Genomic DNA, 25,703 nt, shown 5'->3' with positions numbered 1-25,703 from the left:
GACCTCGTACCCTGCCCGCGAGGTCCCATGACCATCTCCGAAACCACCAAGCACGCATCCCCGAAGCAACTTGCCGAGCGATCCCTGATCTGGCTCGGCGCCATCACCACCGGCGTCGTCGTCACCAATTTGTTCGCGCCGCAGATCCTCGTTGGACTGATCGGCCCGTCGCTGGTCATGACCGCCTGGCAGGCTGGCCTCGTCAGCACGCTAACGCTGCTCGGCTATGCGCTCGGCCTGTTGTTGCTGGTGCCGCTGGTCGATCTCATCGAGAACCGGCGCCTGATCCTGCGCACGCTCGGCTGCGCGATCTTCGCGGCGCTGGCAACGGCGCTCGCGCCGACGCCGTCGCTGCTATTGCTCGCCACGTTCATTCTCGGCGCCTCCTGCGCCGCGATCCAGATGATGGTTCCGCTCGTGGCTTCGATGGTGGCGCCCGAGCGTCGCGGCCAGGCCATCGGTGAAGTCATGAGCGGATTGATGATCGGCATCCTGCTGTCGCGGCCGGCAGCGAGCCTGATCGCAGATCTCTGGAGCTGGCGTGCCTATTATCTCGCCTCAGCCATCCTGATGACGTTCCTCGCAGGTGCGCTCGGCCGTTATCTGCCGACGCTGCGACCGGCAGCCCGCGTCGGCTACGGCGAATTGCTCCGCTCGTTCCCAAAGCTGTTGCGGGAAGAACCTGTGCTGCGCGTGCGGGCCTGGACCGCATCGCTGGTCATGGCCTCCTTCACCGCCTTCTGGTCGGCGGTCGCGCTGCGCCTGCCGGAGGCGCCATTCGGCCTCGACTCCAAGGGCATCGCGGCCTTCGCGCTGATCGGCGTCGCAGGCGCCGCGGCGACACCGCTCGCTGGCCGCTGGGGCGATAAGGGCTGGGCGCGCCCGCTGTTTCTTGTGGCGCATCTGCTCATCATCGGCTCGCTCGCGCTCTGCGCCGTGGCCGGTGCGATGGAGTCCCGCATGGCGGCTCTGCTGGTATTGAGCCTCGGCACGATCCTGCTCGACGTCGGCATCACCGCCGACCAGACGCTCGGCCGCCGCGCCATCAATCTGCTGCACCCCGAGGCGCGCGGCCGCATCAACGGCCTGTTCGTTGCGCTGTTCTTCATCGGCGGCGGCGTCGGCTCCGCAGCGGCCTCGCTGGCCTGGAGTTTTGGCGGCTGGACCGCTGTCTGCGTGGTCGCGGCGAGCTTTGGTGTGCTAGGTCTTCTCACCGATCTTCTGACCAGGACCGGCACGTCGTGATCAGGACGACGCGAGCCATCGCAACACGCCCCTTCCGGCCACCGCCCCCGTCGCAAACGACGCCTGCAACAGATAGCCGCCGGTCGGCGCCTCCCAGTCCAGCATCTCGCCGGCGGCGAATACGCCCGGCAGCTTGCGCAGCATGAAGTGGTCGTCGAGCTCGTCGAAGGTCACCCCGCCCGCCGTCGAGATGGCGCGCTCGATCGGTGCAACGCCGGTGAGCTGAACGGGAATGGCGTTGATCAGCTTCGCAAGCTCCGCCGGCGAGAACGTCGCCAGCGGCCGGCCGGATGCGATGGCGGCCTCCTGCATCAGGCCGATGCCCACCGGCGACAATTGCGCCGCCTTGCGCAGGAAATTTGCGAGCGATTGCTTGCCGCGCGTGCCCGACAGGCGCGTGGTCAGCGCGGCCACGTCGAGCTCGGGCCGCAATGCGATCGTCAACGTCGCCTGCCCGAGACCCAGCACCGCCTCGCGCAGCTCGGCCGACAACGCGTAGATGGCGCCACCTTCGATGCCGCTGCGCGTGATCATGGCTTCGCCGCGGACCGTATGCGCCCCGATCGTCAGCGCCACGCCCTTGAGCGGCTGGCCCTCAAAGCGGTCGCGGAACACGTCGGACCATGCGACGGTGAAGCCGGAATTAGCCGGCCGCAGCTTCGAGATCGCAACGCCTTTGGACGCAAGGATATCGGCCCAGCCGCCGTCGGAGCCCAGCCGCGGCCAGCTTGCGCCGCCGAGCGCCAGCACAGTGGCTTTGGCTTCGATCGGCCTTTGCCCATCGTTGGTGCGAAATAGCAACCGCCCCTCACCGTCCCAGCCGATCCAGCGATGACGAAAGGCAAAGCGTACCCCCGCGGCATCGAGCCGCCGCAGCCAGGCGCGCAACAACGGCGAGGCCTTGAATGCCTTCGGAAACACACGGCCGCTAGTGCCGACAAAGGTCGGCTCGCCCAGTGCTTCGCTCCAGACCCGTAGCGCCTCAGGGGAAAACGCCTCGATTGCCGCTCGCAGCCTTGGTGCTGCCTCGCGGTAGCGTGCCATGAACTCCGGCAGCGGCTCGCTGTGGGTGAGGTTGAGCCCGCCCCGACCGGCCATCAGGAATTTGCGGCCCGCGGACGGCATGCCATCGTAGACAGTGACGCGGGCGCCGCCCTGCGCCAGCACCTCCGCCGCCATCAGCCCGGCGGGACCGGCACCGATGACGGCGACGTCAGTCAGAGCTTGATCCCCGCTCGTGCCGCGGCCTGCGCCACGTATTTCTGCGTCTGCTCGAACGCGCCCTGCAGCGCCTTCGCCTTCGACATGTCGCTGATCTCGGCGAAATGCGCGGCGACCGCATCCGGCGTCCATTCGGATTCCGGCAGGTTGATGCCTTCGCTCTCCACAATCTTGATCACGGCGAAGGAGCCGGCACCGGCGCCCATGATGGTGCGGGTCGGTGCGTCCTCGCTCAGCATGTATTCGACAGCGGGCGTGATCGCGTTCGGCTTCATCAGTTGCAGCGCCTGTGGCGGCAGCAGCTCTTCCGTCATGCGGGTCGCCGCGGTCGGCGAGATGATGTTGACGCGGATGTCGGTCTTGCGGCCTTCCTCGGCCAGCACGTTCATCAGGCCGACCATGCCGGACTTGGCCGCGCCGTAATTGGCCTGGCCGAAATTGCCGTAGAGGCCGGAGGACGAGGTCGTCAGCACGATGCGCCCGTAATTGCGGTCGCGCATGCCGGCCCAGGCCGCCTTGCAGCAATAGAAGGTGCCGACGAGATGCACGTCGAGCACCTTCTGGAAATCGGCGGCCTCCATCTTGCCGAACGACTTGTCGCGCAGGATGCCTGCGTTGGCGCACATCAGGTCAACGCTGCCCCACTCCTTGGTGGCGCGCTCGACCATGGCGGTGACCTGCTCGAAATTGGAGACGTCGGCGCCGTCGGCCATCGCGGTGCCGCCGGCTTTGCGGATCTCCTCGACGACGGCTTCGGCCGGCGACAACGAGCCGCCGCTGCCGTCACGCGCGCCGCCGAAATCGTTGACGACGACCTTCGCGCCGCGGCTGGCCAGCCCCAGCGCATGCGCGCGTCCGAGGCCATTACCCGCGCCGGTGACGATGGCGACACGTCCGTCGAACCTAATTGCCATTGTGCTTCCTTGTGCTTTCTTCCCTTCTCCCCTTGTGGGAGAAGGTGGCGCGAAGCGCCGGATGAGGGGTCTCTCTCGGCAGATGAGCGTGTGGAGAGATACCCCTCACCCGGCTTCATCTCGCTCCGCTCGATTTCGCCACCCTCTCCCACAAGGGGAGAGGGTGCACCGAGCGCGATTTGGACAGCTTTTGAGCAGCGATGGGTTGCCGGGTCAAGCCCGGCAACGACGCATCGGGTCAGGCGAAATAGATCAACCCCAGCCAGTCGGCGACCAGCGCCGGCTTGTCCTCGCCCTCGATCTCCACCGTGACGTTGGTGCGGGACTGCAACTCGTTGGGCTTGCGCAGCTTGGCTTCCGCCAGCACGAAACGGCCGCGGACGCGTTTGCCTGAGCGCACCGGCGAGATGAAGCGCAGCTTGTCGAAGCCGTAATTGACGCCCATCGTGGTGCCGGCGATGACCGGCATCACCTCATAGGACATGATCGACAGCAGCGACATCGTCAGGAAGCCGTGGGCGATGGTGGTGCCGAAGGCGGTCTCTTTCTTCGCGCGCTCCGGATCGACATGGATGAACTGGTGATCCTCGATCACGTCGGCATACGTGTCGATGCGGGGCTGATCGACCAGGTGCCACGACGACACGCCGATCTCCTTGCCGACCATGGCCTGATAGGCTTCGAGGGAAATCGGCGGCTTCTTCCAGACTTCGTTCACTTAAGTCTCACTCCGTGTTTTCGGCAGCTCCGGAAAATCCTCTTCCCGGAATTCGCGACCGCGCAGGGGATCGTTGCGGTCGTCGTCGCGCTCCAGTCGTCTGAGCTGCACGCGGCGGATCTTGCCCGAGATCGTCTTCGGCAGCTCGGTGACGATTTCAAGGCGGCGGATGCGCTTGAACGGTGCAAGGCGCGTATGCAGATGCCTGAAGATCGAGAGCGCGGTCTCGGGCGAGCGCTCCGCACCTGATGTCAGCAGCACAAAGGCCTTGGGGATCGCGAGCCGGATCGGGTCCGGGCTCGGCACCACCGCAGCTTCTGCGACGAGCTCATGCTCGAGCAGCACGCTCTCGAGCTCGAACGGGCTGATGCGATAATCGGAGGATTTGAACACGTCGTCGGAACGGCCAACGAAGGTGAGATAGCCATCCTCGTCCGCGAACACGACGTCACCGCTGCGGTAGAGCGCGCCTTCCGCGCCCGAGAGCTTGCCGTTGTCGCCCTGATAGCCCTGCATCAGGCCGGCCGGACGGTCAGCCCCCAGCACCAGGGCCACCTCGCCTTCCTTCGCCGGATGGCCGTCGGCGTCGCTGACCTGCACGCGATAGCCCGGCAGCGGCCGGCCCATCGAGCCGACCTTGATCTTTTGCCCCGGCGAGTTGCCGGCCAGTGCGGTGGTCTCGGTCTGGCCGTAGCCGTCGCGGATGGTGAGACCCCAGGCGGCCTGCACCTGGTCGATCACTTCCGGATTGAGCGGCTCGCCGGCGCCGCAGACCTCGCGCAAGCTCACCTTGAACGCCGCAAGGTTCTCCTGGATGAACAGCCGCCACACCGTCGGCGGCGCGCACAGCGTGGTGACGCCGCAGCGGCCGATGGTGGCGAGCAGACCCTTGGCATCGAAGCGCGGCTGGTTGACCACGAACACGGTCGCACCCGCATTCCACGGCGCGAAGAAGCAGCTCCAGGCGTGCTTGGCCCAGCCGGGCGATGAGATGTTGAGGTGGACGTCGCCCGGCTTCAGCCCGATCCAATACATGGTCGAGAGATGGCCGACGGGATAACTGCGCTGGCTGTGCAGCACCAGCTTTGGTTTCGCCGTGGTGCCCGAGGTGAAATAGAGCAGCATCGGGTCGTCGGCATTGGTCGGACCGTCAGCCGTAAAGCTCTCCGAAGCCTTCGCTGCCTCGTCATAGGCAAGCCAGCCATCGGAGGCCGCACCGACGACGATGCGGACGATATTCTCAGCACCGAGGCTTGCGAATTTCGCGACCTGGTCTTGCGCTGCCACCACCGCCTTCGCCTTGCCGCGATCGAGCCGGTCGCGCAGCTCGTCCGCGGTGAGCAGCGTGGTGGCGGGAATCACGACGACGCCGAGCTTCATCGCCGCCAGCATCGTCTCCCACAACGGCACCACATTGCCGAGCAGCAGCAGCAGGTGGTCGCCGCGCTTCAGACCCTGCGCGCGCAGGAAGTTGGCGACCTGGTTGGAGCGCTGCGAGAGCGCCGCGAAAGACAGCTTGGTTTGCTTGTCCTGTGCGGCATCGACGATCCAGAGCGCGGGCCGGTCCTTGGTGTCCGCATCCTTCGCGAGCTCGTCGAACCAGTCGAGCGCCCAATTGAAGGGAACCGGATCGGGCCAGCGGAAGTCTTTGACCGCTGTCTCGTAATCCGTGCGGTGTTTAAGCAGAAACGCGCGCGCGTCCTGAAATGTCGTCATTAGGCTTTCCCGGCTAGCCCCCTAACGTGCTTGATAATTCCAGAAAAATCCACCCCGCCCTGCCCGGCGGCATCGAAGGACTGATAGATCTCCTGCGCATGCTTGCCGAGCGGCGTGGCCGCTCCCGCGGCCTTGGCGGCGTCCTGCGCCAGCGTCAGATCCTTCACCATCAGCGCCGAGGCAAAGCCCGGCTTGTAATCGTTGTTGGCGGGCGAGGTCGGCACCGGGCCCGGCACCGGGCAATAGGTCGTCAGCGACCAGCATTGGCCCGACGAGGTCGAGGCAACGTCGAACAGCGCCTGATGCGAGAGGCCGAGCTTCTCACCGAGCGCAAAGGCCTCGCTCACCGCGATCATGGAGATGCCGAGGATCATGTTGTTGCAAATCTTTGCCGCCTGACCGGCGCCGGCGCCGCCGCAATGCACGATCTTCTTGCCCATCTTCTCCAGCACCGGCTTTGCCGCCGCAAACGCACTCTCCTCGCCGCCGCACATGAAGGTGAGCGTCGCGCCCTTGGCACCCCCCGTGCCGCCGGACACCGGCGCATCGACCGAGAGCACGCCATGCTTGGCCGCCAGCGCATGCGCCTGACGCGCGCTCTCGACGTCGATGGTGGAGCTGTCGATGATCAGCGCTCCCTTGGCCATGGCCGGAACAACCTCGCTCCAGACGCCGAGCACGTGCTTGCCGGCCGGCAGCATGGTGACGACGACATCGGCTCCCTTCACCGCACCAGTGGCGCTATCGGCGATGCCGGCCCCATCGGCCTTGGCCTGATTGCGGGAGGCTTCGACGAGATCGAACGCCACCACCTTGTGGCCGGCCTTGACCAGATTGGCCGCCATCGGGCCGCCCATGTTGCCGAGACCGATGAATGCGATCGTGGCCATATCGATATCCTCCGCTAGACGTTTCGTTGATTAGTTGAACTTCAGTTCGTCGGCGCCGATCTCGGCGAAATACGGCGCAATCATCGCCGGCGTCACGTCCTCGATGCGCGGCGGCGACCAGGTCGGATTGCGGTCCTTGTCGATCACAGCCGCGCGCACGCCTTCGCGGAAATCGTCGCTGCGGAAGACCTCCAGCGCAGCGCGATATTCGCGCACCAGGCACTCTTCCAGGTTCGATGCAGTGCGCGCGAGCCGCAGCAGCTTCAACGTCACCACCATGCCGCGCGGCGATTTCTCGTTGAGCGTCTTCAGCGTGGCCTGCGCGAACTCGGAGCCGTCGCGCTTGAGCGCAGCGACGATGTCCTCCATGCGGTCGAAGCCGAACAGCGCGTCGATAACAGGCTCTTTCGCGGCGACCGGCCCCGCGGCCTCTCCGGTCGCAAAGCCGTTAATGAGCTTGCTGACATCGGCCGCAGTCGCCCCCTGACCAACCTTCGTCAGCGCGTTGCGCAGCTCCGGCCATTTGGCGGCCGGCACCACGGCATCGGCGAACCTCGCGTGGATCGCATCGGGCCCGTTCATGGTCTGGCCGGTCAGGCCGAAATACGTGCCGATCTCGCCCGGCGAGCGCGACAACAGAAAGGTGCCGCCGACATCCGGGAAGAAGCCGAGCCCGACCTCGGGCATCGCGAGCCTGGTGCGGTCGGTGACGACGCGGTGGCTGGCGTGGGCGGAGAGCCCGACACCGCCGCCCATCACGATGCCGTCCATGAACGCGACATACGGTTTCGGAAACTTCTTGATCCGGGCGTTGAGGATGTATTCCTCGCGCCACAGGATCTTGCCGAGGTCGCCGTTGACCTTCGAGCTTTCCCAGAGCGTGCGGATGTCGCCGCCGGCGCACAAGCCGCGCTCGCCGGCCCCCTCCAGCAGGATCACGGCGACAGCCGGATCAGCCTCGAAGCGGTCGAGCGCCTTTTCGATGTCGCGAAACATCTCCAGCGTCACGGCGTTGATGGCCTTGGGGCGATTGAGCCGGATCACGCCGGCTGCGCCCTCGACACGGGCGACCAGATCGCCCTCCTCCACTGAACTCATCGCGCGCCCTCGATCAATTTGCGCGCCACGATGAGCCGCATGATTTCATTGGTGCCTTCGAGGATCTGGTGCACGCGCAGATCGCGCACGATCTTCTCGATGCCGTATTCGCTGAGATAGCCGTAGCCGCCATGGAGCTGGAGCGCCTGGTTGGCGACCTCGAAACCGACATCGGTGCCGAAGCGCTTTGCCATCGCGCACAGCATGGTGGCATCGGGGTCCTTGCGGTCGAGCGCAGCCGCTGCGCGCCACAGGAAGGTGCGCGCGGCCTCGAGCTCGATCGCCATATCGGCGAGCCGGAATTGCAATGCCTGGAATTCGTCGAGACGTTTTCCAAAAGCCTTGCGCTCCTTCATGTAGGTGCGCGCCTTGTCGAGCGCGGTCTGCGCGCCGCCGAGCGAGCATGCGGTGATGTTGAGGCGGCCGCCGTCGAGGCCGGCCATCGCGATCTTGAAGCCGATGCCCTCCTCGCCCAGCCGGTTGGCAACCGGCACGCGGGCGTTCTCGAACATCACGGCGCGGGTCGGCTGCGCATTCCAGCCCATCTTGCGCTCATTGGCGCCGTAGGAGACGCCGGGCGTGTTGCCGTCGATCACGACGGTCGAGATGCCGCCGGGGCCGTCACCGCCAGTTCGGACCATGGCGACAAGGAGATCCGTGCCGCCGGCGCCGGAGATGAACTGCTTCTGGCCGTTGAGGACGTAATGATCGCCGTCGCGCACCGCGCGCGTGCGCAGCGCCGCGGCGTCCGAGCCGGCACCCGGCTCGGTCAGGCAGTAGCTCGCAATCAGCTCCATCGAGCAGAGTTTCGGCAACCATTTGTGGCGCTGGGTGTCGCTGCCGAAGCCATCGATCATCCAGGACGCCATGTTGTGGATGGAGATGAAGGCCGAGGTGGTCGGACAGCCCGTCGCCAGCGCCTCGAAGATCAGCGCCGCGTCGAACCGCGTCATGGCGGAACCACCGACATCCTCGCGGATGTAGATGCCGCCCATGCCGAGGGTCGCCGCCTCGCGCATCACGTCGACGGGGAAATGCTTTTCCTCGTCCCAGCGCAACGCGTGCGGCGCGATCTTCTCGGCCGCAAACGCCAACGCCATGTCGCGAACCGCGACCTGATCCTCGTTCAGAGCGAACTGCATCCCCGGCCTCGCTCTTGAGAGGGTTACTTCATCAGCGGGATCGAGAACTCCGCACCTTCCTTGACGCCAGACGGCCAGCGCGAGGTCACCGTCTTGGTCTTGGTGTAGAAGCGGACCGAGTCCGGGCCGTGCTGGTTGAGATCGCCGAAGCCCGACTTCTTCCAGCCGCCGAAGGTGTAGTAGGCGATCGGCACCGGGATCGGCACGTTGACGCCGACCATGCCGACATTGACCTTGGCCGCGAAGTCGCGCGCGGCATCGCCGTCGCGGGTGAAGATGGCGACACCGTTGCCGTAGTCATGGTCCGACGGCAGCGCCAGCGCTTCCTTGTAGTCGTGCGCGCGCACGACCGAGAGCACGGGCCCAAAGATTTCTTCCTTGTAGATCCGCATCTCCTTGGTGACGTTGTCGAACAGCGAACCGCCGAGATAGAACCCCTTCTCGTAGCCCTGCATCTTGAAGCCGCGGCCGTCGACGGCGAGCGTCGCGCCTTCCTTGATGCCGATGTCGATGTAGCTCTTGACCTTCTCGACCGCCTCGCGCGTGACCAGCGGACCGTAGTCGGCGGACGGATCGATCGAGGTGCCGATCTTGAGCGACTCGACGCGCGGGATCAGCTTTTCCATCAGCCGGTCGGCGGTGGACTTGCCGACGGGAACGGCGACGGAGACGGCCATGCAGCGCTCGCCGGCCGAGCCGTAGCCGGCGCCGATCAGTGCATCGACCGCCTGGTCCATGTCCGCGTCGGGCATGATGATGGCGTGGTTCTTGGCGCCGCCAAAACACTGGCAGCGCTTGCCGGTCTGGGCTGCGCGCTCGTAGATGTATTGCGCGATCGGCGTGGAGCCGACGAAGCCGATGGCCTTGACGTCGGGATCGTCCAGGATGGCGTCGACCGCTTCCTTGTCGCCGTTGACGACGTTGAGGATGCCGGCCGGCAGGCCCGCCTCGATCATCAGCTCGGCGAGCATCATCGGCACGCCGGGGTCGCGCTCGGACGGCTTCAGGATGAAGGCATTGCCGCAGGCGATGGCGGGGGCGAACTTCCACATCGGGATCATCGCCGGGAAATTGAACGGCGTGATGCCGGCGACGACGCCGAGCGGCTGGCGCATGGAATAGATATCGATGCCGGGGCCGGCGCCTTCGGTGTATTCGCCCTTCATCAGATGCGGGATGCCGCAGGCGAACTCCGCGACTTCGAGGCCGCGCTGAATGTCGCCCTTGGCATCCGGCACGGTCTTGCCATGCTCACGCGCGAGCAGCTCGGCGAGCTTGTCGTAGTCGCGCTGCACCAGTTCCACGAATTTCATCATGACGCGGGCCCGGCGCTGCGGGTTGGTCGCAGCCCATTCCGGCTGGGCGGCACGGGCGTTCTCCACGGCAGCGCGGACCTCGGCCTTGGACGCCAGCGCCACCTTGGCCTGGACGTCACCGGTCATCGGCTCGAATACGTCCGCCGTCCGGCCTGAGGTGCCCTTGACCTCCTTGCCACCGATGAAATGTCCGATTGAACGCATGGAATGATCTCCTGAGGTCGAGCGTGAACGCTTTGACAAATCCTATCGACCTGCATTTTATAGGATTCAAGTCTGAGATAATGCACCATAGATGTGCGAAAATGCTGGATCAAGGTAGCATCGACTGGGACGACTTCCGCTTCGTGCTGGCCATCGTGCGGGGCGGCTCGGTTTCGGCTGCTGCTAAACAGCTCGGAGTGGACCACGCCACCGTGATCCGCCGTGTCGACCGGCTGGAGAGACACCTCTCGGCAAAGCTGTTTGACCGGCGCAAGACCGGCTATCTCCTCACCGAGGCCGGCCAGCGCGTCGCCGACAGCGCGGAAGCCATGGAATCGACCATCGTCGCCAACCAGGAGCAGGTCGGCGGCTCGGTGGCACGGCTGACCGGAACGGTGCGGATCGGCGCGCCCGACGGGTTCGGTACCGCCTTCCTGGCGCCGCGGCTGGCGCCGTTCGCCGACCGCTACCCCGACCTCGATCTGCAACTTGTGGCCACCGCGCGGCTGTTCAGTCTCTCCAAGCGCGAGGCCGATATCGCGATCAGCCTGACCATGCCGAAGGAAGGCCGCATCGTCGGCCGCAAGCTCCTGGACTACCGCCTCGGGCTTTATGCGGCGCCGGCCTATCTCGACCGCTTCCCGAAGATCACCTCGCGGCAGGACCTGCCGCAGCATCGCTTCGTCGGCTATATCGAGGAGCTCCTGTTCACGCCCGAGCTCGATTACCTCCCGCAGGTATCGCCGCGGATTTCGGCGCGCTTCCGCAGCGCCAATCTGATCGCGCAGCTCAACTCCACGCTCGCGGGCTTCGGCATCGCCGTGCTGCCACACTTCATGGCGAGTGATTATCCGCAACTGGTGGCCGTGCTGCCGGAGGAGATATCGATCACGCGGACGTTCTGGATGCTGATGCACGCGGACAGCAAGGATCTCGCGCGGATCCGCGCGGTGGCCGATTACATCGGCGAGATCGTGGAGCGCGAGCGGGCGTTGTTTGCGGGAAGGTAACGACGGTCTCGTAGGGTGGGCAAAGGCGCCCTAGCGCCGTGCCCACCATCTCTCCACACTCGCGGCTGCATGGTGGGCACGCTTCGCTTTGCCCACCCTACGGCACTGCCAAACCCTCATGGTGGGGAAGCGCGAAGCGCCGTCTCGAACCATGCAGGCCGACATCTCGCCCGCAGCCATCCTTCGAGACGACCGCTTCGCGGTCTCCTCAGGATGAGGTTCTGAGAGCGTAGTTGGCCTAATTCTGCTTCACCTTTTTCGCCGCAGCCGCCTTCGGCTCGCGCTTCGCGCCATCGAGCGCGCTGTCCTTGCCCGCCTTCAGCACCTCGTCCGACAGCTCGCTCGATCCTGCGATGCGCGCCAGCAACATGGTGCCGGCCATCGTGGCCAATGTCGCGATCGCCTGCTTGCGCGCGGCCTTGCGCGGCAGGTTGGGGATGAAATCGGTCATCATCTCGACCATCTCGTCGAGCTTTCCGGCAAAGGCCTTGCGCGTCTTCGGGCTCTCGCGGGCGATCTCGGCGCCGAGCGCGGGAATCGAGCAGCCGTGGCCGGGATTGTCCCGATGCAGCGCCGAGAGATAGGTCTCGACGATCTGGGTCAGTTGCTTTTCGGGCGCGACCTGATCGGACTGCTTGCGCCAGTGCTCCATCGAGCGGTCCATGGCGTAGGCAAAGGCCTCGATCACCAGCGCCTCGCGCGAGTCGAAATGCGCGTAGAAGCCGCCGTGGGTCAGGCCCGCCTCCTTCATGAGGTCGGCGACGCCGATGCCGTGAGCGCCTTTTTCGCGCAGCCGCACGGAGGCCTTCTTCACGATTCGGTCGTGGGTTTCCTGCTTGTGTTCCCGGGAATAGCGCATGCGGGTCTCATTGAATGTCGGAGATCATCTCATAACACAGAAATGGACCAGGCGGTGCATTAATTCATGTTAAGTTGTCGCGCCGATCATGGAAAAGGTTGCAGTTGCATGGACTGCGAGCGCACCCTTGCCGTCGCGCACGAAGCCTTCCGTGTAGCTGGCCTGACGCCCCAGCTTGATGATCTTGCCTTCGGCCGAGATTAGCCCGGAACGGACCGACAGCGGGCGCAGGAACGTCATTTTCAGGTCGAGGGTCACGGACGATTGCCCGGGCTCCAGCCGCGTCGAAATCGCGCAGCCCATGGCGGTATCAATCAGCGCCGCGGCGGTCGCGCCGTGCAGGAGGCCAATGGTATTTTCGAGATCCTCGCGCGGCTCAAGTTCCATCACGATCCGGCCCGGCTCGACCACGGCCATGGTGAAACCGATCAATTTTGCGAAGGGCGGCGGCGGCAACCGGCCGTCGCGGATTCCCAGCATCGCGTCCATGCCTGAAAGCCCCATCGCTGCTTTTGCAACCGGCGCAGGCACCTGCCAGTCCACCACGCGCTCACGCCGCTGCGCGGGCGAAAACAGGTCGAGTTGATCGTTACAGGTCATGGCGGCCCCTTTGTATGATATATGTCATACTATGTCACGAACTTCGCCATGGCAACTCCGTCTCCCACCCGCTTGACAAGCAGAGCGTTTCGGCACCGAAGTGATCCCGACCCGCGCGCCTCGCGCATGTCCACGAAACTCCGAGATGCTCCGATGGAAATGCTCAACAATCACTGCGGCGTGACGCGCGATGCGCGCGGCGTCGTCCATGTCGCGATCTGCAACGCCGGCCCGCTGAACATTCTGGGCTCGCCCGTCACCGATGCCGTGAGCGAAGGCCTGCAGACCCTCGCGACTGACCGCAGCATCCGCGTCGTGGTGCTGCGCGGCCAGAGCGAGAAGAGCATGATCGGCGGCGCCGACATCAAGGAGATGGCCAAGCTCGACCAGAGGTCAGCCGAAGCCTTCATCAGCCGCCTGCGTGATCTCTGCGAGGCCGTCCGCCAATTCCCGGCCCCCGTGATCGCGCGGATGCCGGGCTGGTGCCTCGGCGGCGGCCTCGAAGTCGCCGCCGCCTGCGATTTCAGAATCGCTGCACACGATGCGCATTTCGGCATGCCGGAGGTCCGCGTCGGCATCCCCTCGGTGATCCACGCCGCCCTGCTTCCGCGCCTGATCGGCTGGGCCCGCGCCCGCTGGCTGGTGATGACGGCGGAGAACATCGACGCGCCGACGGCGCTGGCCTGGGGACTGATCGACAAGGTCGCACCGGAGGGTGGATTGGATGCCGAGGTCGAACACGTCGTGAAGGCGCTGCTCGAATGCGGCCCGGAGGCGCTGCGGTCGCAAAAGGCGCTGCTGCGGCAATGGGAGGAATTACCGCTGACGGAGTCGGTAAATCTCAGCGTCAAGGTGTTCGGCGAGTCGTTCCTGACGGACGAGCCGACGCGGCTGATGCAGGCTTTCGTAAACAGGAAGAGATAATCCAAAGACAGTGTCATGCCCCGCGAAGGCGGGGCATCCAGTACGCCGCGGCCCCTCGATTCATCACAGCTGCCTCGGAGTACTGGATCGCCCGCCTTCGCGGGCGATGACAGTGTTTGGTGTGGCGGCTACCGCCCCCCTAGCCGCAGCCCAAGCCGCACCCCTCCTCCAATCGAACGACCAAATCTCATCCGAACCACGACAATTTCTCATGCCGGCCGCGGTTGCATTTTTTGCGCCGCATCATATGATGACCATAATCTTTTCCGTCATCGCTGGGAGTTTCATCATGGCCGAAGCCGCCGATCCCGTCGTCATCGTCTCCGCCGCCCGCACCCCGCTCGGCCGCTTCATGGGCGAGCTGTCGCCGCTAGCGGCACACAAGCTCGGATCGCATGTGATCAACGCCGCGCTGGAGCGCGCCAAGCTTGCGCCCGAGAAGGTGGATGAAGTTTTCATGGGCTGTGTGCTGCCGGCCGGACAAGGCCAGGCGCCGGCTCGCCAGGCGGCGCGCGCGGCCGGCCTGCCCGACGCCACGGGCGCCACCACCGTCAACAAGGTCTGCGGCTCCGGCATGAAGGCGACCATGCTGGCGCACGACATCATCCGCGCAGGCTCGGCCGAGATCGTCGTTTCCGGCGGCATGGAGAGCATGAGCAACGCGCCCTATCTGCTCGCCAAGGCCCGCGGTGGCTACCGCGCCGGGCACGACCGCATCATCGACCACATGATGATGGACGGGCTGGAGGATGCCTACGAGACCGGCCGTTCCATGGGCGATTTCGGCGAGGCCACCGCGGAAGCCTATCAGTTCACCCGCAAGGACCAGGATGCCTATGCGATGGAGACGCTGAGCCGTGCGCGCAAGGCGGTCGAGAGCGGCGCGTTCAAGGCCGAGATCGCGCCGCTCACGCTGACCGAGAAAGCAGGCCCGCGCATCGTCGCCAATGACGAGCATCCGCTGAAGGTCGATCCTGCGAAAATCCCCGGATTGAAGCCGGCGTTCCGCGCCAACGGCACCATCACGCCGGCCGCCTCCTCCGCCAATGCCGACGGCGCCGCGGCGCTGGTGCTGACGAAGCGCTCGCTGGCTGATCGCAACGGCCTGCCGGCAATCGCCGAGATCAAGGGCCACGCCACCCACAGCCAGGAGCCGCAATGGTTCACGACGGCTCCGATCCCGGCGATCCGCAAGCTGCTCGACAAGGTCGGCTGGAGCGCCGGCGACGTCGACCTGTTCGAGATCAACGAGGCCTTCGCCGTGGTGGCGATGGCGGCGCAGCGCGACCTCGGCATCCCGCGCGAGAAGCTGAACATCAACGGCGGCGCCTGCGCGCTCGGCCATCCCATCGGTGCCACCGGCGCGCGGCTGATCGTGACGCTGCTGCACGCGCTCGAGGCGCAAAACCTCAAGCGCGGCGTTGCGGCACTCTGCATTGGCGGCGGTGAAGCCACGGCCATCGCCGTGGAGCGTCTGACGCACTGACCTAGAAACGTCCGAAAATGAGGGAACTCTGTCATTTTCGACAGACACGTCCCGTGCCATTCTACAAGCTCGTGCAGGTGTCTCAAAGCCTGCCCATCAAACATTGAGGCCCAATGATCTCGAACTGGCTCGCGGCGACACTCGGCCGCCGCAATATCCACTACGGCTGGGTGATGGTCGGCGTGACCTTCCTCACCGCGCTGATCAGCGCCGGCACGGTCGGCGCGCCCGGCGTCTTCATCGTCCCGCTTCAGCACGAGTTCGGCTGGAGCACGGCGCAGATTTCCTCAGCGCTGTCGATCCGCTTCATCCTGTTCGGGCTGATGGCTCCGTTCGCGGCCGCCCTGCTCAATCGCTACGGCCTGCGCAACGTCACGCTGACGGCCCAGCTCATCGTCGTCTCGGCGCTTGTGGCTTCGCTCGGCATGACGCAAGTCTGGCAGCTCGTGTTGCTGTGGGGCGTCGTGATCGGCATCGGCACCGGCATGACCGCGCTGGTGCTGGGCGCCACCATCGCGACGCGCTGGTTCGCCGCGCGGCGTGGCCTCGTCGTCGGCATCATGACCGCGAGCGTCGCCACCGGCCAGCTCGTATTCCTGCCGCTGCTCGCAAGCCTGACCGAACGTTACGGCTGGCGGCTCGCGCTCGGCTTCGTCTGCATCGCGCTCGGCGTCTCCGCCGTGGCGGTTCTCCTCGCGATGCGCGACCGGCCGAGCGATGTGGGCCTGCGCCCGTTCGGCGACGAAGGCACCGAGCCCCTGCCGGCCCCGCCGGTCAGCCATGGCTCGATTACGGGCGTGGCGCTCGGCACGCTGCGCGACGCCTCGAAGTCGCGCGCGTTCTGGATCCTGTTTGCGACCTTCTTCGTCTGCGGCGCGTCGACCAACGGCCTCGTCCAGGTGCACCTGATCCCGATGTGCCTCGATTTCGGCATCCCGCAGGTACAGGCGGCAGGCCTGCTCGCCGCGATGGGTATCTTCGACTTCTTCGGCACCATCATGTCGGGCTGGCTGTCGGACCGCTACGACAACCGCTACCTCCTGTTCTGGTACTACGGCCTGCGCGGGCTCTCGCTGATCTTCCTGCCCTTCAGCGACTTCTCGTTCTACGGGCTATCGATCTTCGCGATGTTCTACGGCCTCGACTGGATCGCCACGGTGCCGCCGACGGTGCGGCTCACCGCGCAGAAGTTCGGGCCCGAGCGCGCCAATCTGGTGTTCGGCTGGATCTTTGCTGGCCATCAGCTCGGCGCAGGCACCGCGGCGTTCGGCGCCGGTTTCTCGCGGACGGTCTATGAGAGCTACCTGCCCGCGTTCTTCATCGCCGGCGCGCTCTGCGTGTTCGCCTCGCTGATCGTTCTGGCGCTGTCGCGGCAACCAAAGGCCGAGCCGAAGCCGGCGATGGCCTAATACCTGATCGTGATGGTGACGCCGAAGACTGCGGCGTCACCGATCCGCGAAACGCCGGTCGGATCGTTCGGATTGGGGATGCCGCCGGAGGGGCGGAACACGTATTGAAAGTAAGGCGCGATCAGCCAGCCCGGCTTGATATGCGCCTCGTAGATCATCTCGATCAGCGTCTCGTTGCTGCGCACCGGGCTTTGGATGCCGCTGAAGGCCTGCGTATCGAGATCAAGATTGCGCGCGGTGTTCGAAATCCGCATATAGGCCATCGCCACGCCGAAGCGGTCGAGCGGACGACCTGGCGTGAAGCCGACGAAGCCGATGCCGCCGTCCACATAAAGGTCAATCAGATTGCGGTCCGGCGCGCTGTAGGCAATGCGGCCGAACGCGGTGACGCCCGGGATCGAGGCTGACGTGGTGTTGTCCTTCACCTCCGGCGGGCGATAGAGCACCTGCTCGATGACGGCGAAGATACCGTAATTGCCGCGAAGTCTTGCAGGCACACCGCTTCCGCCGGGATCGGCGATCGACAGCCCCTCCGCCGTAAAACGCTGGCTGTCGAACGAGCCGTAATGCTTCCAGGCGCCCGGCGTGAAATTGCCGGCGAGCGGCCGGCCGCCGATATCGATGTCGTAGTTGAATCGGACCTGCCCGATCACCCACGGCGGATCGTTGACGCGGAACGCCAGGCCATGATGGTCGCGCAGCTGCGGATCCGCCTCGCCCGGGCCAGACGGATCGCCGTTGAACACCGCACCGAACGCGGTGATGTTCTCGGTCAGCGCCGCCTTGATGCGGATGCCCGGCACCGCGATCGGCGGTGCCGGGCCGCCGGCGGGAAGATTGCTCGCCTTGATCGCGGGCCAGCCGAAGGTGCCGTTGATGAAGAGGTCGTCGGTCTGGCTGTCGAAGAATTCGACGTCGGCGGCCTGCTGGCCGGCCCTGATGTTCAGGCGGTCGCCGAAGAAGCTCTGCTCGAAATAGGCGTTGTAGAGCCGCTGGTCCGGCAATGCCTCGATCTCGCTGATGGTGGCGAGGTTCATCACGTAGTTGCGGGAGAGCCCCTGGCCGTAGATCACGAACGCATTGGCGTAGAAGCGGCCACCGGTCCAGCCCACGAGCTTGTCGAGATCGGCATCGACCGAGAGATCGAGGCGCCCGAAATGGATGGCGCCACGCTTCACGCCGCCGGAGACGTTGGCGATGTTGTCGGCGATATAGGTGGCGCCGAAATTCAGGCCCTTGTTGGCGAGCCCGTCATGCCATTCGTTGAACCATTTTGGCGCCAGCCATGCGGCCGCGCTTTCGTCCTTGGCGCCGGCGAGCGCGCCGGTGCTCGCCACCGTTGAGGCCAGCACGATCGCGGCCGCATTTCGCAGCGGAAATCTGTGGGACGTCCCGATCACGGCTGATACCGGCTGCGTACGCTACCTGAAGATACCCGTGCGCCGCATGAACAGATAGGCCGCCCCCACCGACGAGGCCATCAACAGCGCCGCCCAGAGAAATCCGCTCTCGACATCGGTGAGCGGCAGGCCCTTGGTGTTCATGCCGAAGATGCCGGTGATCAGGGTCGGCGGCAGCAGCAGCGAGGTCACGATGGAGAGCGTGTGGAGGTGGTGGTTGCTCTCCTCCTCGTTCTTGAAGCGCAGCTCCTCCTCGAGCAGGCGGCTGCGTTCGCGGAGCTCGACGATGTCGTGATCGAGCCCGTCCAGCCGCTGCGCCAGCTTGCCGGCGTGAATGCGTAAGGCCGGCGCGAGATGATCGGTGTTCTTCTGATCGAGCCGGTGGAACAGCACGCGCAGGCCGGTGAGCTGGCGATGCAACCTGACGCAGGTCCGGCGCAGCCGGCCGAGATTGCGGCGCATCTCCGGCTTGGCGTCGTCGGCCAAAATCCGTTCCTCGATGTCGTCGATCTCCTGGCCGAGCTTGTCCGCCATCCGGTCCAGCGTGTCGGCGACCTCGTCGACGATCTTTTCCAGGAGATGGGCGACGTTGTCGACGCGGTAGCCGCCTTCGAGCACGCGGCGCGTCGCATCGGCCGAGCACAGCGCCTGATGCCGGCCGCTGACGAGAAGATGCTCGGTCATGGCGAAACGCAGGAACGCGGTCTCCTCCGTCGCGCTGTCGATGTCGCGCACGAGATCGGAGAAGACGCCGTAGACGCAATGGTCGATGACGTGAAGCTGCTGGAAAGTGTCGTTGGACAGCAGGAGGTCGCGCGCGAGCGGCGGCAGCTGTGACGCCGCGATCCAGGGCCGTGCGCGCGCATCGGTCAGGTTGAAATGCAACCAGAGCCGGCCGTCGTGGCTGAACTCGATCGGCTGGTCGATCGGCAGCGCCTCGGCGCTGCCATCGCCGTGCAGCCGGAACGCCCAGACCAGGCCGGGAATGGCGGGCACGGAATCCGATATCGCGCTGACAAGCTTCGCCGGCTCAGCCATGGCCAACCCCAACCGTCAACAAATGCCCCGTTTCCGGAAGATGGCTGACGGCATCTTCCGGACCTCTCACGGGTACTCAATTACGGCTTTGTTACAGTTTGATGATGGCCGCCCTACTCCGCGGCCAGCCCCGTCGCGGCCATCGCCTCGGCCTCCTTGACGTAGTCGTGCACGACGCGGCCGAACGGCAGCGTGAGATCGGCGATGTAGTGGTGCGCGCCCAGGCAGCGGCGAACCGGGAAATCCGCGACCGGCGCGTTGACGTGCGGCACCAGATGCAGCCGGCCGGGCCCCATCCAGGAGCCCTTCGGCACGATGTCGATGAGGTTGATCGCGACGAGCTGACAGACTTCGAGACGGCCGTCGACGCCCGGGATCATCTTCAGATTGATCTGCGTCTTCGACAGCGTCGCGCGGGTGCGATCGCCGTTGCCGGCCATGCTCTCGTGCTTGTAGCCCATCGTGCCCATGGCGACGAGCTGGCCGGCATATTCCAGCGTGCCCGTCAGCGTGTCCTTGACGATTTCTAGTTTCGGATGGGCGTACTTCTTGGGAAAGCCCCAGATCTCGCGACCCGCCGCGATCGGCGGATCATCATCCAGATACATCTGCGAGACGAAATTGACCTCCTCGCCGTTGAGGCGCGCGGGGATGACGAGGCCGGATTCGGTGTAGCTGCCGAAGCCTGAGGAGTCCGGCATCTTGATCCATTCGTAATGCACGATCGGCTGGTCGATCGGCTCCAGCGGCTCAGGCAGGCCGGCGCGGATCAGCTCCGGATCGGTCTCGTAGGTGATGACGAGGAATTCGCGGTTGACGAAGCGATAGGGCCCGGCCGGATAGCTCGGCCCCGCCGCCGGCATGGACGGAAGTCTCAGCACGTCTTCCCTGCGCATCCTGATCTCCTGTGTGTGATGCCCGCCCGGCGGCGTCAGGCCTGGACCCAAATTGCTAGCCGCCGTCATTGACCGCGATGTGAAGGATTTCCGTCAGGCGCACGACCTCCCGCCATTCCCGCTGCGGTCGGCCTGCATGCGGACGATGCATCGGCGCTGAAATTGTCATCACGCCGTCACTGCCGGACGCAATCGTTTGGTCCACGCTAGGAGGCACCCATGGACGCCCGCACGTCGCAACCGGCTCATCAGACGCATCAGCCTCCCGCACGGGGCTGGCGCCCCGAACGCTGCGACCGCGTCGCGCTGGTGCTGCAAGGTGGCGGCGCGCTCGGCGCCTACCAGGCCGGCGTCTACCAGGCGCTGCACGAAGCCGGCATCGAGCCCGACTGGGTCTGCGGTGTCTCGATCGGTGCAATCAATTCCGCCATCATCGCCGGCAACAAGCCGGAGAAGCGGCTGGAGGCGCTGCGCATCTTCTGGGAGCGCATCACCAACCGCAAGATCTGGCATTACACGCCCGACGGCGACATCTTCCGCCAGTGGCGCAATCTCACCAGTGCGTGGATGGCGTCGGCGATGGGCCAGCCCGGCTTCTTCACCCCGCACCAGGTCAATCCCTGGTTCAGCCCGGTCGGCGCGCGCACCGCAACCAGCTATTACGACACGATGCCGCTGAAGGAGAGCCTGCTGGAGCTCGTCGACTTCGACCTCATCAACGAGAAGAAGGTCCGTTTCGCGGTCGGCGCGGTCAACGTGCTCTCGGGCAACTTCATCTATTTCGACAACTCCCATGACGAGATCGAGCCGGAGCACATCATGGCCTCCGGCGCCCTGCCCCCGGCGCTGCCGATGGTGCGGATCGGCACCGATCATTTCTGGGACGGCGGCATCGTCTCCAACACGCCGCTCCAGCATCTGCTCGACCAGGAGGACGCGCTCAACTCGCTGGTGTTCCAGGTCGACCTGTTCAGCGCGCGGGGCGTGCTGCCGCGCTCAATCCAGGACGTGATGGCCCGCCACAAGGACATCATGTATTCCTCGCGCACGCGCCACAACACCGATGTCTACCGCCGCACCCACAACCTCAAGGTTCTGCTCTACAAGGCGCTGGCGAAAGTCCCGGACGAGCAACTCTCCGACGAGGATCGTAGCCTCAAGTCGAGCCTGCGCCGCATGCCGGAGATCGCGATCCTGCACCTGATCTACCAGCAGAAGGCCTATGAGGGCGACGCCAAGGACCATGAGTTCTCGGGCACCTCGATGCGCGAGCACTGGACGAGCGGCTACGAGGACACCAAGCGCACGCTGAAGCGCCGCGACTGGATCAAGATGCCGGACGAAGGCATGGGCCTCGTGGTGCACGACGTGCACCGGGAGACGGAGAGCGCGTAAAGCACCCCGCGCGGGCTGCTCCAAACAAAAACTGCGAAAACAACCCCATGCACAGTAGCCGGCGCGTGGCGGATCAATGACTTACGTTTTACCGAAGTAAACTTGACTCGTCGGGCAAAACAGGAGCATGATGGCATCATTGCAAAATCGCACGATGCATCCGCTCAAGGCCGATCGCGCCACATGGTCAGACTGCGCCGCATCCCCTAAATTGCGCGCGGAATGACGTTGGGAGGCTGGCTTGCGCGCTATCAGCGAAGCCGCTTACTTCTTCGGCAGCGACAGATTATTCCCTCCGCAGGAGCCTTCGGGGCGAGCTTGCGGAGCGAAGCGGCGTGCTCCGCCCGATCTGCTCCAGTCGTTGCTTGAAACGCCAGAACGGTCGTCGCGTCAGGTTGCCGTTCGCGTCGGCCGGATTGTTATGAAGTTCTAACCGCAAGACGATCAAGCAAATCGCAGGAGACACCATGTCCAAAGGAAAAGTGCTCGTTGTCGGCTCCAATGCCACCCGTATCGAAATCCAGGGCGGCGGCACCGGACCGACCGGCCAGTACCTCAATGAAACCGTCGTGCCGGCGATGGCCGTGATCGATGCCGGCTACGAGGTGGTGCTGGCGACGCCGAACGGCAAGCAACCGTACATCGATCCGGCCTCCGATCATGCGGCTCATTTTGACGGCGACGAGAAGGCCTACCGGCGGGGACGCGACTTCTTCGACAAGGCCCCGGCGATGACCAACGTCCATACGTTGCGCGCGATCGTGGACGGAGGACTGGATCAATACGCCGCCGTTTTTGTCCCCGGCGGGCAGGGCCCGGTCGTCGACCTCATGCAGGATCCCGAGCTCGGCAAGATTCTGCGATATTTCCACGAACGGAAGAAGATCACGGCGCTGCTCTGCCACGGGCCGATCGCAACTCTGGCCGCCCTGCCCGACGCCAAGGCCTATCGCGCCGCCCTGATCGCCGGCGACAAGGCCAAGGTCGCGGAGCTGGGCAAGGGCTGGCAATATGCGGGATACAAGATGACGGTGTTCACCGCCTCGGAAGAGATACCGATCGAGGAGCAGTTCCTGCACGGCAAGATCTACTTCACCATGCCGGACGCGCTGGGAGCTGCGGGTGCCGAGGTCAGCCGAAGCGCCGTCGACTTCGAGCCTTACGTCGTCGAGGACCGCGAGCTGATCACCGGCCAGAATCCGCGGTCCGACCATCCCATCGCGGCAAAGCTGATCGCAGCGCTCGACCGCGCCACTGTGGCGGCGTAAGCGTTTACTCCAATGTCATCCGGCCCGGTGCGCAATTGCGCTCAGGGGAGGAAATCGGGACAGAAGCGTGCCTCAGCGGCATCCGGCTTCTTTCGGACCGCGTTCCGTGAAACTAACAGGTCTTCTGCTGCAAGTGCTGCACGCAGGTGCAGGTCTTCGCCGCCGGATATTTCACGTCGTAATAGGGAAAACTCGACGTGGCGGGGGTGTTCGTCGAGCAGCGGGGGAACAGGTAATAGCTGTCGGACAGCTTCACCGTGCCGGCGATCGTGAAGCCGAGGTTGGGCGCGTAGTCGTAGGACACCTCGCTCAGGATGAGCGAGATGTTGGCATTGCTGGTGCCGCCCGGCGCGGTAAAGGACGACAAGGTCATCTGCTGACCGGCGGCCCTCGCCCCCGACGTACTGGTCGACTTGCTCCATTGCACCGTCGCGTTGCCATTGCTGTCGGTCGAGACCTCGGAGACCGTGATCGTCATCAGCGAGGTGCTGCCGTTCTTGATGGGATAGGGAGCCATGATGGAGCTCGCCGCAGCGAGAATGCCGTCCATCTGGGTCGACGTGACGGCCGTGTTCTGCGAGATCATGTCGGCAACGCTGTGCGCAGTCGCGCTGACCTTGACGTTCATGGCGAGCCCGTTCCCGAGCTCGACGCCGCCGACATAGAGCACCAGCATGAACGGCGTCACGATGGCGAACTCCGTCGCTGCAACAGCGCGTACATCGGTCAACATCTGCCGAGCGCGAGACGACAGGGCGGAGATCATCAGGTAGCTCCTGGCTCGTTCTGGAACGCGGCGGACGACATGAGCAGCCGGTTGCCATTGCTAAGGTTCGAGAGATTGAAGCCGAGCGGCCCGAGCACGACCGGCCAGACATACATGACGCGGAGAACGACGATATCGCCGGAATCGCCCGGATTGTATTGCCAGCTGTTGGTCACATTGCCCGAGCCGTCGAAGGTCAGCGTGGGCGTCGCCGTGTTCGCGGAAGACCAGGACGTTGCGACCTGCATGTCGACCATCAGACCGCTGCAATTGAACAGGATCACGATCTGATCGCAGACCTTCTGCTTGAAAACCGCCTGGTTCATCTGCGCCGACTGAACCTGCCCCGTCATGACGAGACGCGCCGACTGGCGCACCACGGTTTCAAGCATCTGCTGGGCAAAGAAAACCAGAAACGTCTGGATGAGCGCGATGATGAGGGCGAGAAACGGCGCGGCAACGAGCGCGAATTCGACGGCCGTGGCTCCGCGGCTATCGCCGGCGAAGGCGGCCCAGCGGTTGCGGCATCTTTTCGTTGTCGTGACCTGTCGGGTCATGGCGCCTTCCCTACTGCACGAGGCTGGCCGTGCTGGATGCAACCTTGATGAACAGGTTGGTCAGCGCCGCGGAAATGTCGCCACCTGTCTGCACGCTCGCATACAGACCGGGCGATGCGCACGATTGCAGCCGTGTCGCGATCGTGCCGGTTGACGAGGATGGATTGTTGAACTGCGAGATGCGGCTCGTGTACCAGCTGTCGCTCAGCTGCAGATACTCGGTGTAGAGGACCGCGATGCGAATGCCGCGGTTCTTGATCGTCGTGCAGACCGTCGTGTCGAGCGGTTGCTGGCACCGCAAGGTCGTCGAGTTGGCTGTCGGAAGCGCATAGGTGGCATTGGGGTCGCAGGAGCCCCCCGTCTTCGGGATGAGCTTGTCCTCGACGCCGTCGGTGACGAGGAAGACCACTTCCTGCGGCGTATCGCCCGCCTGATTGGTGCCGGTGCCTGGCGCAGGCATCACGGTGTTGACGCCCGTGAGCCCGCCCGAGATATCCGTGCCGTAGTCGGTGGTGTAGGTGCAGTTGCCCTTGCTATCGACAATGGGGCAGTTCTGGTGGTCGACCGTCAGGAGCTGAATGTTGTTGATCTTCGTGGCGGCGGTGTCCGGCGTGGTCAGCACCTGAATCGTGTTGAGGGCGTAGTCGAAGGTGTAGATGGCGGCCTTGTAGGTCGTGTTGTTGAGCGCCGACATGCACTGCATGACGCCGCCCGTCACACCCGCCTGCGGGCACGTCCAGGGTCCCTTCAGCAATTGCGTAACGGCGTTGGTCACGAGATCGATGCGCAGCGTGATGTTGTTTGCGCGTGCGACGGTGAGATTGTCCTTGTTCGTCGAGCTGGCAGTTGCGTTGTTGGGACGCGCCTCATGGCAGGCGAACGAGCAATTCTTCGCGTAGCTGGGCTGGTTCTTCGTGGCCGCGATCATGTTGGTGATGTCGGCCTGCGTCGCGGCAAGCGCCATCGACGGCGAGTCGTCCAGCAGCAGGTAGAAATTCATGTTGGGCGCACTCGACGCCTTCGCCGTTGAGGAGCCAGAGACGTCCCAGGTCTGCTTGCCGAGAACGCTGGGGAAATTATTGACGGACTGCGCGGTGTACGAAACCGTGATGCTTCGTGCGAGGCCGGAATCCGTGACGGTGATGGTCGGCGTCGGCGTCGCCGTCAGACCGGGAAGATTCGCCTTCGCTGCAAAGACGGCTGCGGCGGTCGCCTGGACGACCGTCTTGTCGGTCTGGGTCAGCATCGCCGGCCGCACGGCTGCGATCGCGGCCGCGTCGGCGGCTGCGTTCAATTGTTCCCGCTTGCGGACGGCCTGCGTGTAGTCGAGCGTCATGCCCAGGAGAAAGACGATCGGCACCATCGTGAGGGCGAAGATAACGGCGATGTTGGCCTTCCGGTCTCTTGCGAAACGCAGCACTACCCGGCGGAGCATGACCTTCATCCTGATTGCCGTCGTGGCGGCAGAGAGCAATTCCTAAAGTCTTTTGATCGGGGCAACCGGTGGGATTACCGCTGCCGGTCAGCCCGCCAATCGCAGGCTGGAATATGGATATGGCCTTCTTAATCAACACTTACGGGCAATCCACAAACCGGGAGTGCAACGGAGTGAGATGTTCCATATCGAGAAG

Annotated in this window: 23 protein-coding genes; 7 read left to right on the top strand and 16 right to left on the bottom strand. The window is 64.9% G+C overall.

Going from position 1 to position 25,703, the window contains the following annotated elements:
* Positions 1 to 27: 27 nt before the first annotated feature.
* Positions 28 to 1,245, top strand: a complete 1,218-nt coding sequence (locus AB7535_RS11470) for an MFS transporter (RefSeq protein WP_439036282.1) — start codon at positions 28 to 30, stop codon at positions 1,243 to 1,245.
* Here AB7535_RS11470 and AB7535_RS11465 read toward each other — a convergent pair whose 3' ends face one another.
* From AB7535_RS11465 to AB7535_RS11430, 8 genes are all read right to left on the bottom strand, one after another.
* On the bottom strand, positions 1,246 to 2,466 hold the full coding sequence (locus AB7535_RS11465) for an NAD(P)/FAD-dependent oxidoreductase (protein WP_167767999.1): 1,221 nt from the start codon (positions 2,464 to 2,466) through the stop codon (positions 1,246 to 1,248). It abuts the gene before it with no gap.
* Positions 2,463 to 3,380: an SDR family NAD(P)-dependent oxidoreductase gene (locus AB7535_RS11460; RefSeq protein WP_071914878.1), complete on the bottom strand. Its 918-nt coding sequence runs from the start codon at positions 3,378 to 3,380 to the stop codon at positions 2,463 to 2,465. The genes AB7535_RS11465 and AB7535_RS11460 overlap by 4 nt, the downstream gene beginning before the upstream one ends.
* A 238-nt stretch (positions 3,381 to 3,618) precedes the next feature.
* Positions 3,619 to 4,098, bottom strand: coding sequence for a MaoC family dehydratase (locus AB7535_RS11455; protein WP_014495943.1), 480 nt, complete (start codon positions 4,096 to 4,098; stop codon positions 3,619 to 3,621).
* Positions 4,099 to 5,814 carry an AMP-binding protein gene (locus AB7535_RS11450; protein WP_135214322.1) on the bottom strand — a complete coding sequence of 572 codons (1,716 nt, stop codon included), beginning with the start codon at positions 5,812 to 5,814 and terminating at the stop codon, positions 4,099 to 4,101. It abuts the gene before it with no gap.
* Positions 5,814 to 6,710, bottom strand: coding sequence for a 3-hydroxyisobutyrate dehydrogenase (mmsB, locus tag AB7535_RS11445; RefSeq protein ID WP_275552104.1), 897 nt, complete (start codon positions 6,708 to 6,710; stop codon positions 5,814 to 5,816). Before mmsB ends, AB7535_RS11450 begins: the two co-directional genes overlap by 1 nt.
* A gap of 24 nt (positions 6,711 to 6,734) precedes the next feature.
* Entirely contained in the window at positions 6,735 to 7,802 is a 1,068-nt protein-coding gene (locus tag AB7535_RS11440; protein WP_135214324.1) for an enoyl-CoA hydratase/isomerase family protein, read from the bottom strand.
* Positions 7,799 to 8,944: an isobutyryl-CoA dehydrogenase gene (locus tag AB7535_RS11435; protein WP_135214325.1), complete on the bottom strand. Its 1,146-nt coding sequence runs from the start codon at positions 8,942 to 8,944 to the stop codon at positions 7,799 to 7,801. Before AB7535_RS11435 ends, AB7535_RS11440 begins: the two co-directional genes overlap by 4 nt.
* A gap of 23 nt (positions 8,945 to 8,967) precedes the next feature.
* Positions 8,968 to 10,464: a CoA-acylating methylmalonate-semialdehyde dehydrogenase gene (locus AB7535_RS11430; RefSeq protein WP_135214326.1), complete on the bottom strand. Its 1,497-nt coding sequence runs from the start codon at positions 10,462 to 10,464 to the stop codon at positions 8,968 to 8,970.
* A 101-nt stretch (positions 10,465 to 10,565) separates the two neighbouring features.
* On the opposite strand from AB7535_RS11430, the gene AB7535_RS11425 reads away from it, so the two are divergent.
* Entirely contained in the window at positions 10,566 to 11,474 is a 909-nt protein-coding gene (locus AB7535_RS11425; protein ID WP_028157678.1) for a LysR family transcriptional regulator, read from the top strand.
* Positions 11,475 to 11,712: 238 nt separating this feature from the next.
* Here the strand turns inward: AB7535_RS11425 and AB7535_RS11420 are convergent, their stop codons facing one another.
* On the bottom strand, positions 11,713 to 12,333 hold the full coding sequence (locus AB7535_RS11420) for a TetR/AcrR family transcriptional regulator (protein WP_135214327.1): 621 nt from the start codon (positions 12,331 to 12,333) through the stop codon (positions 11,713 to 11,715).
* A gap of 69 nt (positions 12,334 to 12,402) precedes the next feature.
* Positions 12,403 to 12,933, bottom strand: coding sequence for a PaaI family thioesterase (locus tag AB7535_RS11415; RefSeq protein WP_085402205.1), 531 nt, complete (start codon positions 12,931 to 12,933; stop codon positions 12,403 to 12,405).
* Positions 12,934 to 13,086: 153 nt separating this feature from the next.
* Between AB7535_RS11415 and AB7535_RS11410 the strand changes: the two genes are divergently transcribed.
* The 3 genes from AB7535_RS11410 (at position 13,087) to AB7535_RS11400 (ending at position 16,752) form a co-directional block, all read left to right on the top strand.
* A complete protein-coding gene (locus AB7535_RS11410) occupies positions 13,087 to 13,857 on the top strand; it encodes an enoyl-CoA hydratase (RefSeq protein WP_135214329.1) in 771 nt (256 codons plus the stop codon).
* A 289-nt stretch (positions 13,858 to 14,146) separates the two neighbouring features.
* Positions 14,147 to 15,343 (top strand): acetyl-CoA C-acyltransferase, encoded by a 1,197-nt coding sequence (locus AB7535_RS11405; RefSeq protein ID WP_135214330.1) that lies wholly within the window; start codon positions 14,147 to 14,149, stop codon positions 15,341 to 15,343.
* Between the two features lie 113 nt (positions 15,344 to 15,456).
* Positions 15,457 to 16,752 carry an MFS transporter gene (locus AB7535_RS11400; RefSeq protein ID WP_354176746.1) on the top strand — a complete coding sequence of 432 codons (1,296 nt, stop codon included), beginning with the start codon at positions 15,457 to 15,459 and terminating at the stop codon, positions 16,750 to 16,752.
* On the opposite strand, the gene AB7535_RS11395 is transcribed toward AB7535_RS11400, so the two are convergent.
* The 3 genes from AB7535_RS11395 to AB7535_RS11385 form a co-directional block, all read right to left on the bottom strand.
* Entirely contained in the window at positions 16,749 to 18,152 is a 1,404-nt protein-coding gene (locus AB7535_RS11395) for a carbohydrate porin (protein ID WP_439036281.1), read from the bottom strand. The two genes, AB7535_RS11400 and AB7535_RS11395, sit on opposite strands and share 4 nt — an antisense overlap.
* Positions 18,153 to 18,173: 21 nt before the next feature.
* Positions 18,174 to 19,190: a transporter gene (locus tag AB7535_RS11390; protein ID WP_028157684.1), complete on the bottom strand. Its 1,017-nt coding sequence runs from the start codon at positions 19,188 to 19,190 to the stop codon at positions 18,174 to 18,176.
* Between the two features lie 113 nt (positions 19,191 to 19,303).
* Positions 19,304 to 20,086: an acetoacetate decarboxylase gene (locus AB7535_RS11385; protein WP_063983825.1), complete on the bottom strand. Its 783-nt coding sequence runs from the start codon at positions 20,084 to 20,086 to the stop codon at positions 19,304 to 19,306.
* 219 nt (positions 20,087 to 20,305) lie between these two features.
* Here AB7535_RS11385 and AB7535_RS11380 point away from each other — a divergent pair, with 219 nt between their 5' ends.
* Positions 20,306 to 21,481, top strand: a complete 1,176-nt coding sequence (locus tag AB7535_RS11380) for a patatin-like phospholipase family protein (RefSeq protein ID WP_439036280.1) — start codon at positions 20,306 to 20,308, stop codon at positions 21,479 to 21,481.
* Positions 21,482 to 21,948: 467 nt separating this feature from the next.
* Entirely contained in the window at positions 21,949 to 22,749 is an 801-nt protein-coding gene (locus AB7535_RS11375; protein ID WP_439036279.1) for a type 1 glutamine amidotransferase domain-containing protein, read from the top strand.
* 112 nt (positions 22,750 to 22,861) lie between these two features.
* On the opposite strand, the gene AB7535_RS11370 is transcribed toward AB7535_RS11375, so the two are convergent.
* Genes AB7535_RS11370 through AB7535_RS11360 form a run of 3 tightly spaced genes read right to left on the bottom strand, consistent with a single transcriptional unit; the run spans position 22,862 to position 25,507 of the window.
* On the bottom strand, positions 22,862 to 23,515 hold the full coding sequence (locus tag AB7535_RS11370) for a TadE/TadG family type IV pilus assembly protein (RefSeq protein WP_028157690.1): 654 nt from the start codon (positions 23,513 to 23,515) through the stop codon (positions 22,862 to 22,864).
* Positions 23,515 to 24,072, bottom strand: a complete 558-nt coding sequence (locus AB7535_RS11365; protein WP_063983829.1) for a TadE/TadG family type IV pilus assembly protein — start codon at positions 24,070 to 24,072, stop codon at positions 23,515 to 23,517. Before AB7535_RS11365 ends, AB7535_RS11370 begins: the two co-directional genes overlap by 1 nt.
* A 10-nt stretch (positions 24,073 to 24,082) precedes the next feature.
* Positions 24,083 to 25,507: a TadE/TadG family type IV pilus assembly protein gene (locus AB7535_RS11360; protein WP_071917521.1), complete on the bottom strand. Its 1,425-nt coding sequence runs from the start codon at positions 25,505 to 25,507 to the stop codon at positions 24,083 to 24,085.
* Positions 25,508 to 25,703: the final 196 nt, after the last annotated feature.

Source organism: Bradyrhizobium sp. 956_D2_N1_4, from assembly GCF_052076025.1.
GTDB classification, from domain to species: Bacteria; Pseudomonadota; Alphaproteobacteria; order Rhizobiales; family Xanthobacteraceae; genus Bradyrhizobium; species Bradyrhizobium barranii.
This window is presented reverse-complemented; position numbering and strand designations above follow the sequence as displayed.

Bases quoted from the DNA above. Each gene is read 5' to 3' on its own strand.
- AB7535_RS11470 (WP_439036282.1), top strand. From the start codon at position 28: ATGACCATCTCCGAAACCACCAAGCACGCATCCCCGAAGCAACTTGCC.
- AB7535_RS11460 (WP_071914878.1), bottom strand. From the start codon at position 3,380: ATGGCAATTAGGTTCGACGGACGTGTCGCCATCGTCACCGGCGCGGGT.
- AB7535_RS11450 (WP_135214322.1), bottom strand. From the start codon at position 5,814: ATGACGACATTTCAGGACGCGCGCGCGTTTCTGCTTAAACACCGCACG.
- AB7535_RS11440 (WP_135214324.1), bottom strand. From the start codon at position 7,802: ATGAGTTCAGTGGAGGAGGGCGATCTGGTCGCCCGTGTCGAGGGCGCA.
- AB7535_RS11435 (WP_135214325.1), bottom strand. From the start codon at position 8,944: ATGCAGTTCGCTCTGAACGAGGATCAGGTCGCGGTTCGCGACATGGCG.
- AB7535_RS11430 (WP_135214326.1), bottom strand. From the start codon at position 10,464: ATGCGTTCAATCGGACATTTCATCGGTGGCAAGGAGGTCAAGGGCACC.
- AB7535_RS11425 (WP_028157678.1), top strand. From the start codon at position 10,566: ATGCTGGATCAAGGTAGCATCGACTGGGACGACTTCCGCTTCGTGCTG.
- AB7535_RS11420 (WP_135214327.1), bottom strand. From the start codon at position 12,333: ATGCGCTATTCCCGGGAACACAAGCAGGAAACCCACGACCGAATCGTG.
- AB7535_RS11415 (WP_085402205.1), bottom strand. From the start codon at position 12,933: ATGACCTGTAACGATCAACTCGACCTGTTTTCGCCCGCGCAGCGGCGT.
- AB7535_RS11410 (WP_135214329.1), top strand. From the start codon at position 13,087: ATGGAAATGCTCAACAATCACTGCGGCGTGACGCGCGATGCGCGCGGC.
- AB7535_RS11405 (WP_135214330.1), top strand. From the start codon at position 14,147: ATGGCCGAAGCCGCCGATCCCGTCGTCATCGTCTCCGCCGCCCGCACC.
- AB7535_RS11400 (WP_354176746.1), top strand. From the start codon at position 15,457: ATGATCTCGAACTGGCTCGCGGCGACACTCGGCCGCCGCAATATCCAC.
- AB7535_RS11390 (WP_028157684.1), bottom strand. From the start codon at position 19,190: ATGGCTGAGCCGGCGAAGCTTGTCAGCGCGATATCGGATTCCGTGCCC.
- AB7535_RS11385 (WP_063983825.1), bottom strand. From the start codon at position 20,086: ATGCGCAGGGAAGACGTGCTGAGACTTCCGTCCATGCCGGCGGCGGGG.
- AB7535_RS11380 (WP_439036280.1), top strand. From the start codon at position 20,306: ATGGACGCCCGCACGTCGCAACCGGCTCATCAGACGCATCAGCCTCCC.
- AB7535_RS11375 (WP_439036279.1), top strand. From the start codon at position 21,949: ATGTCCAAAGGAAAAGTGCTCGTTGTCGGCTCCAATGCCACCCGTATC.
- AB7535_RS11370 (WP_028157690.1), bottom strand. From the start codon at position 23,515: ATGATCTCCGCCCTGTCGTCTCGCGCTCGGCAGATGTTGACCGATGTA.
- AB7535_RS11365 (WP_063983829.1), bottom strand. From the start codon at position 24,072: ATGACCCGACAGGTCACGACAACGAAAAGATGCCGCAACCGCTGGGCC.
- AB7535_RS11360 (WP_071917521.1), bottom strand. From the start codon at position 25,507: ATGCTCCGCCGGGTAGTGCTGCGTTTCGCAAGAGACCGGAAGGCCAAC.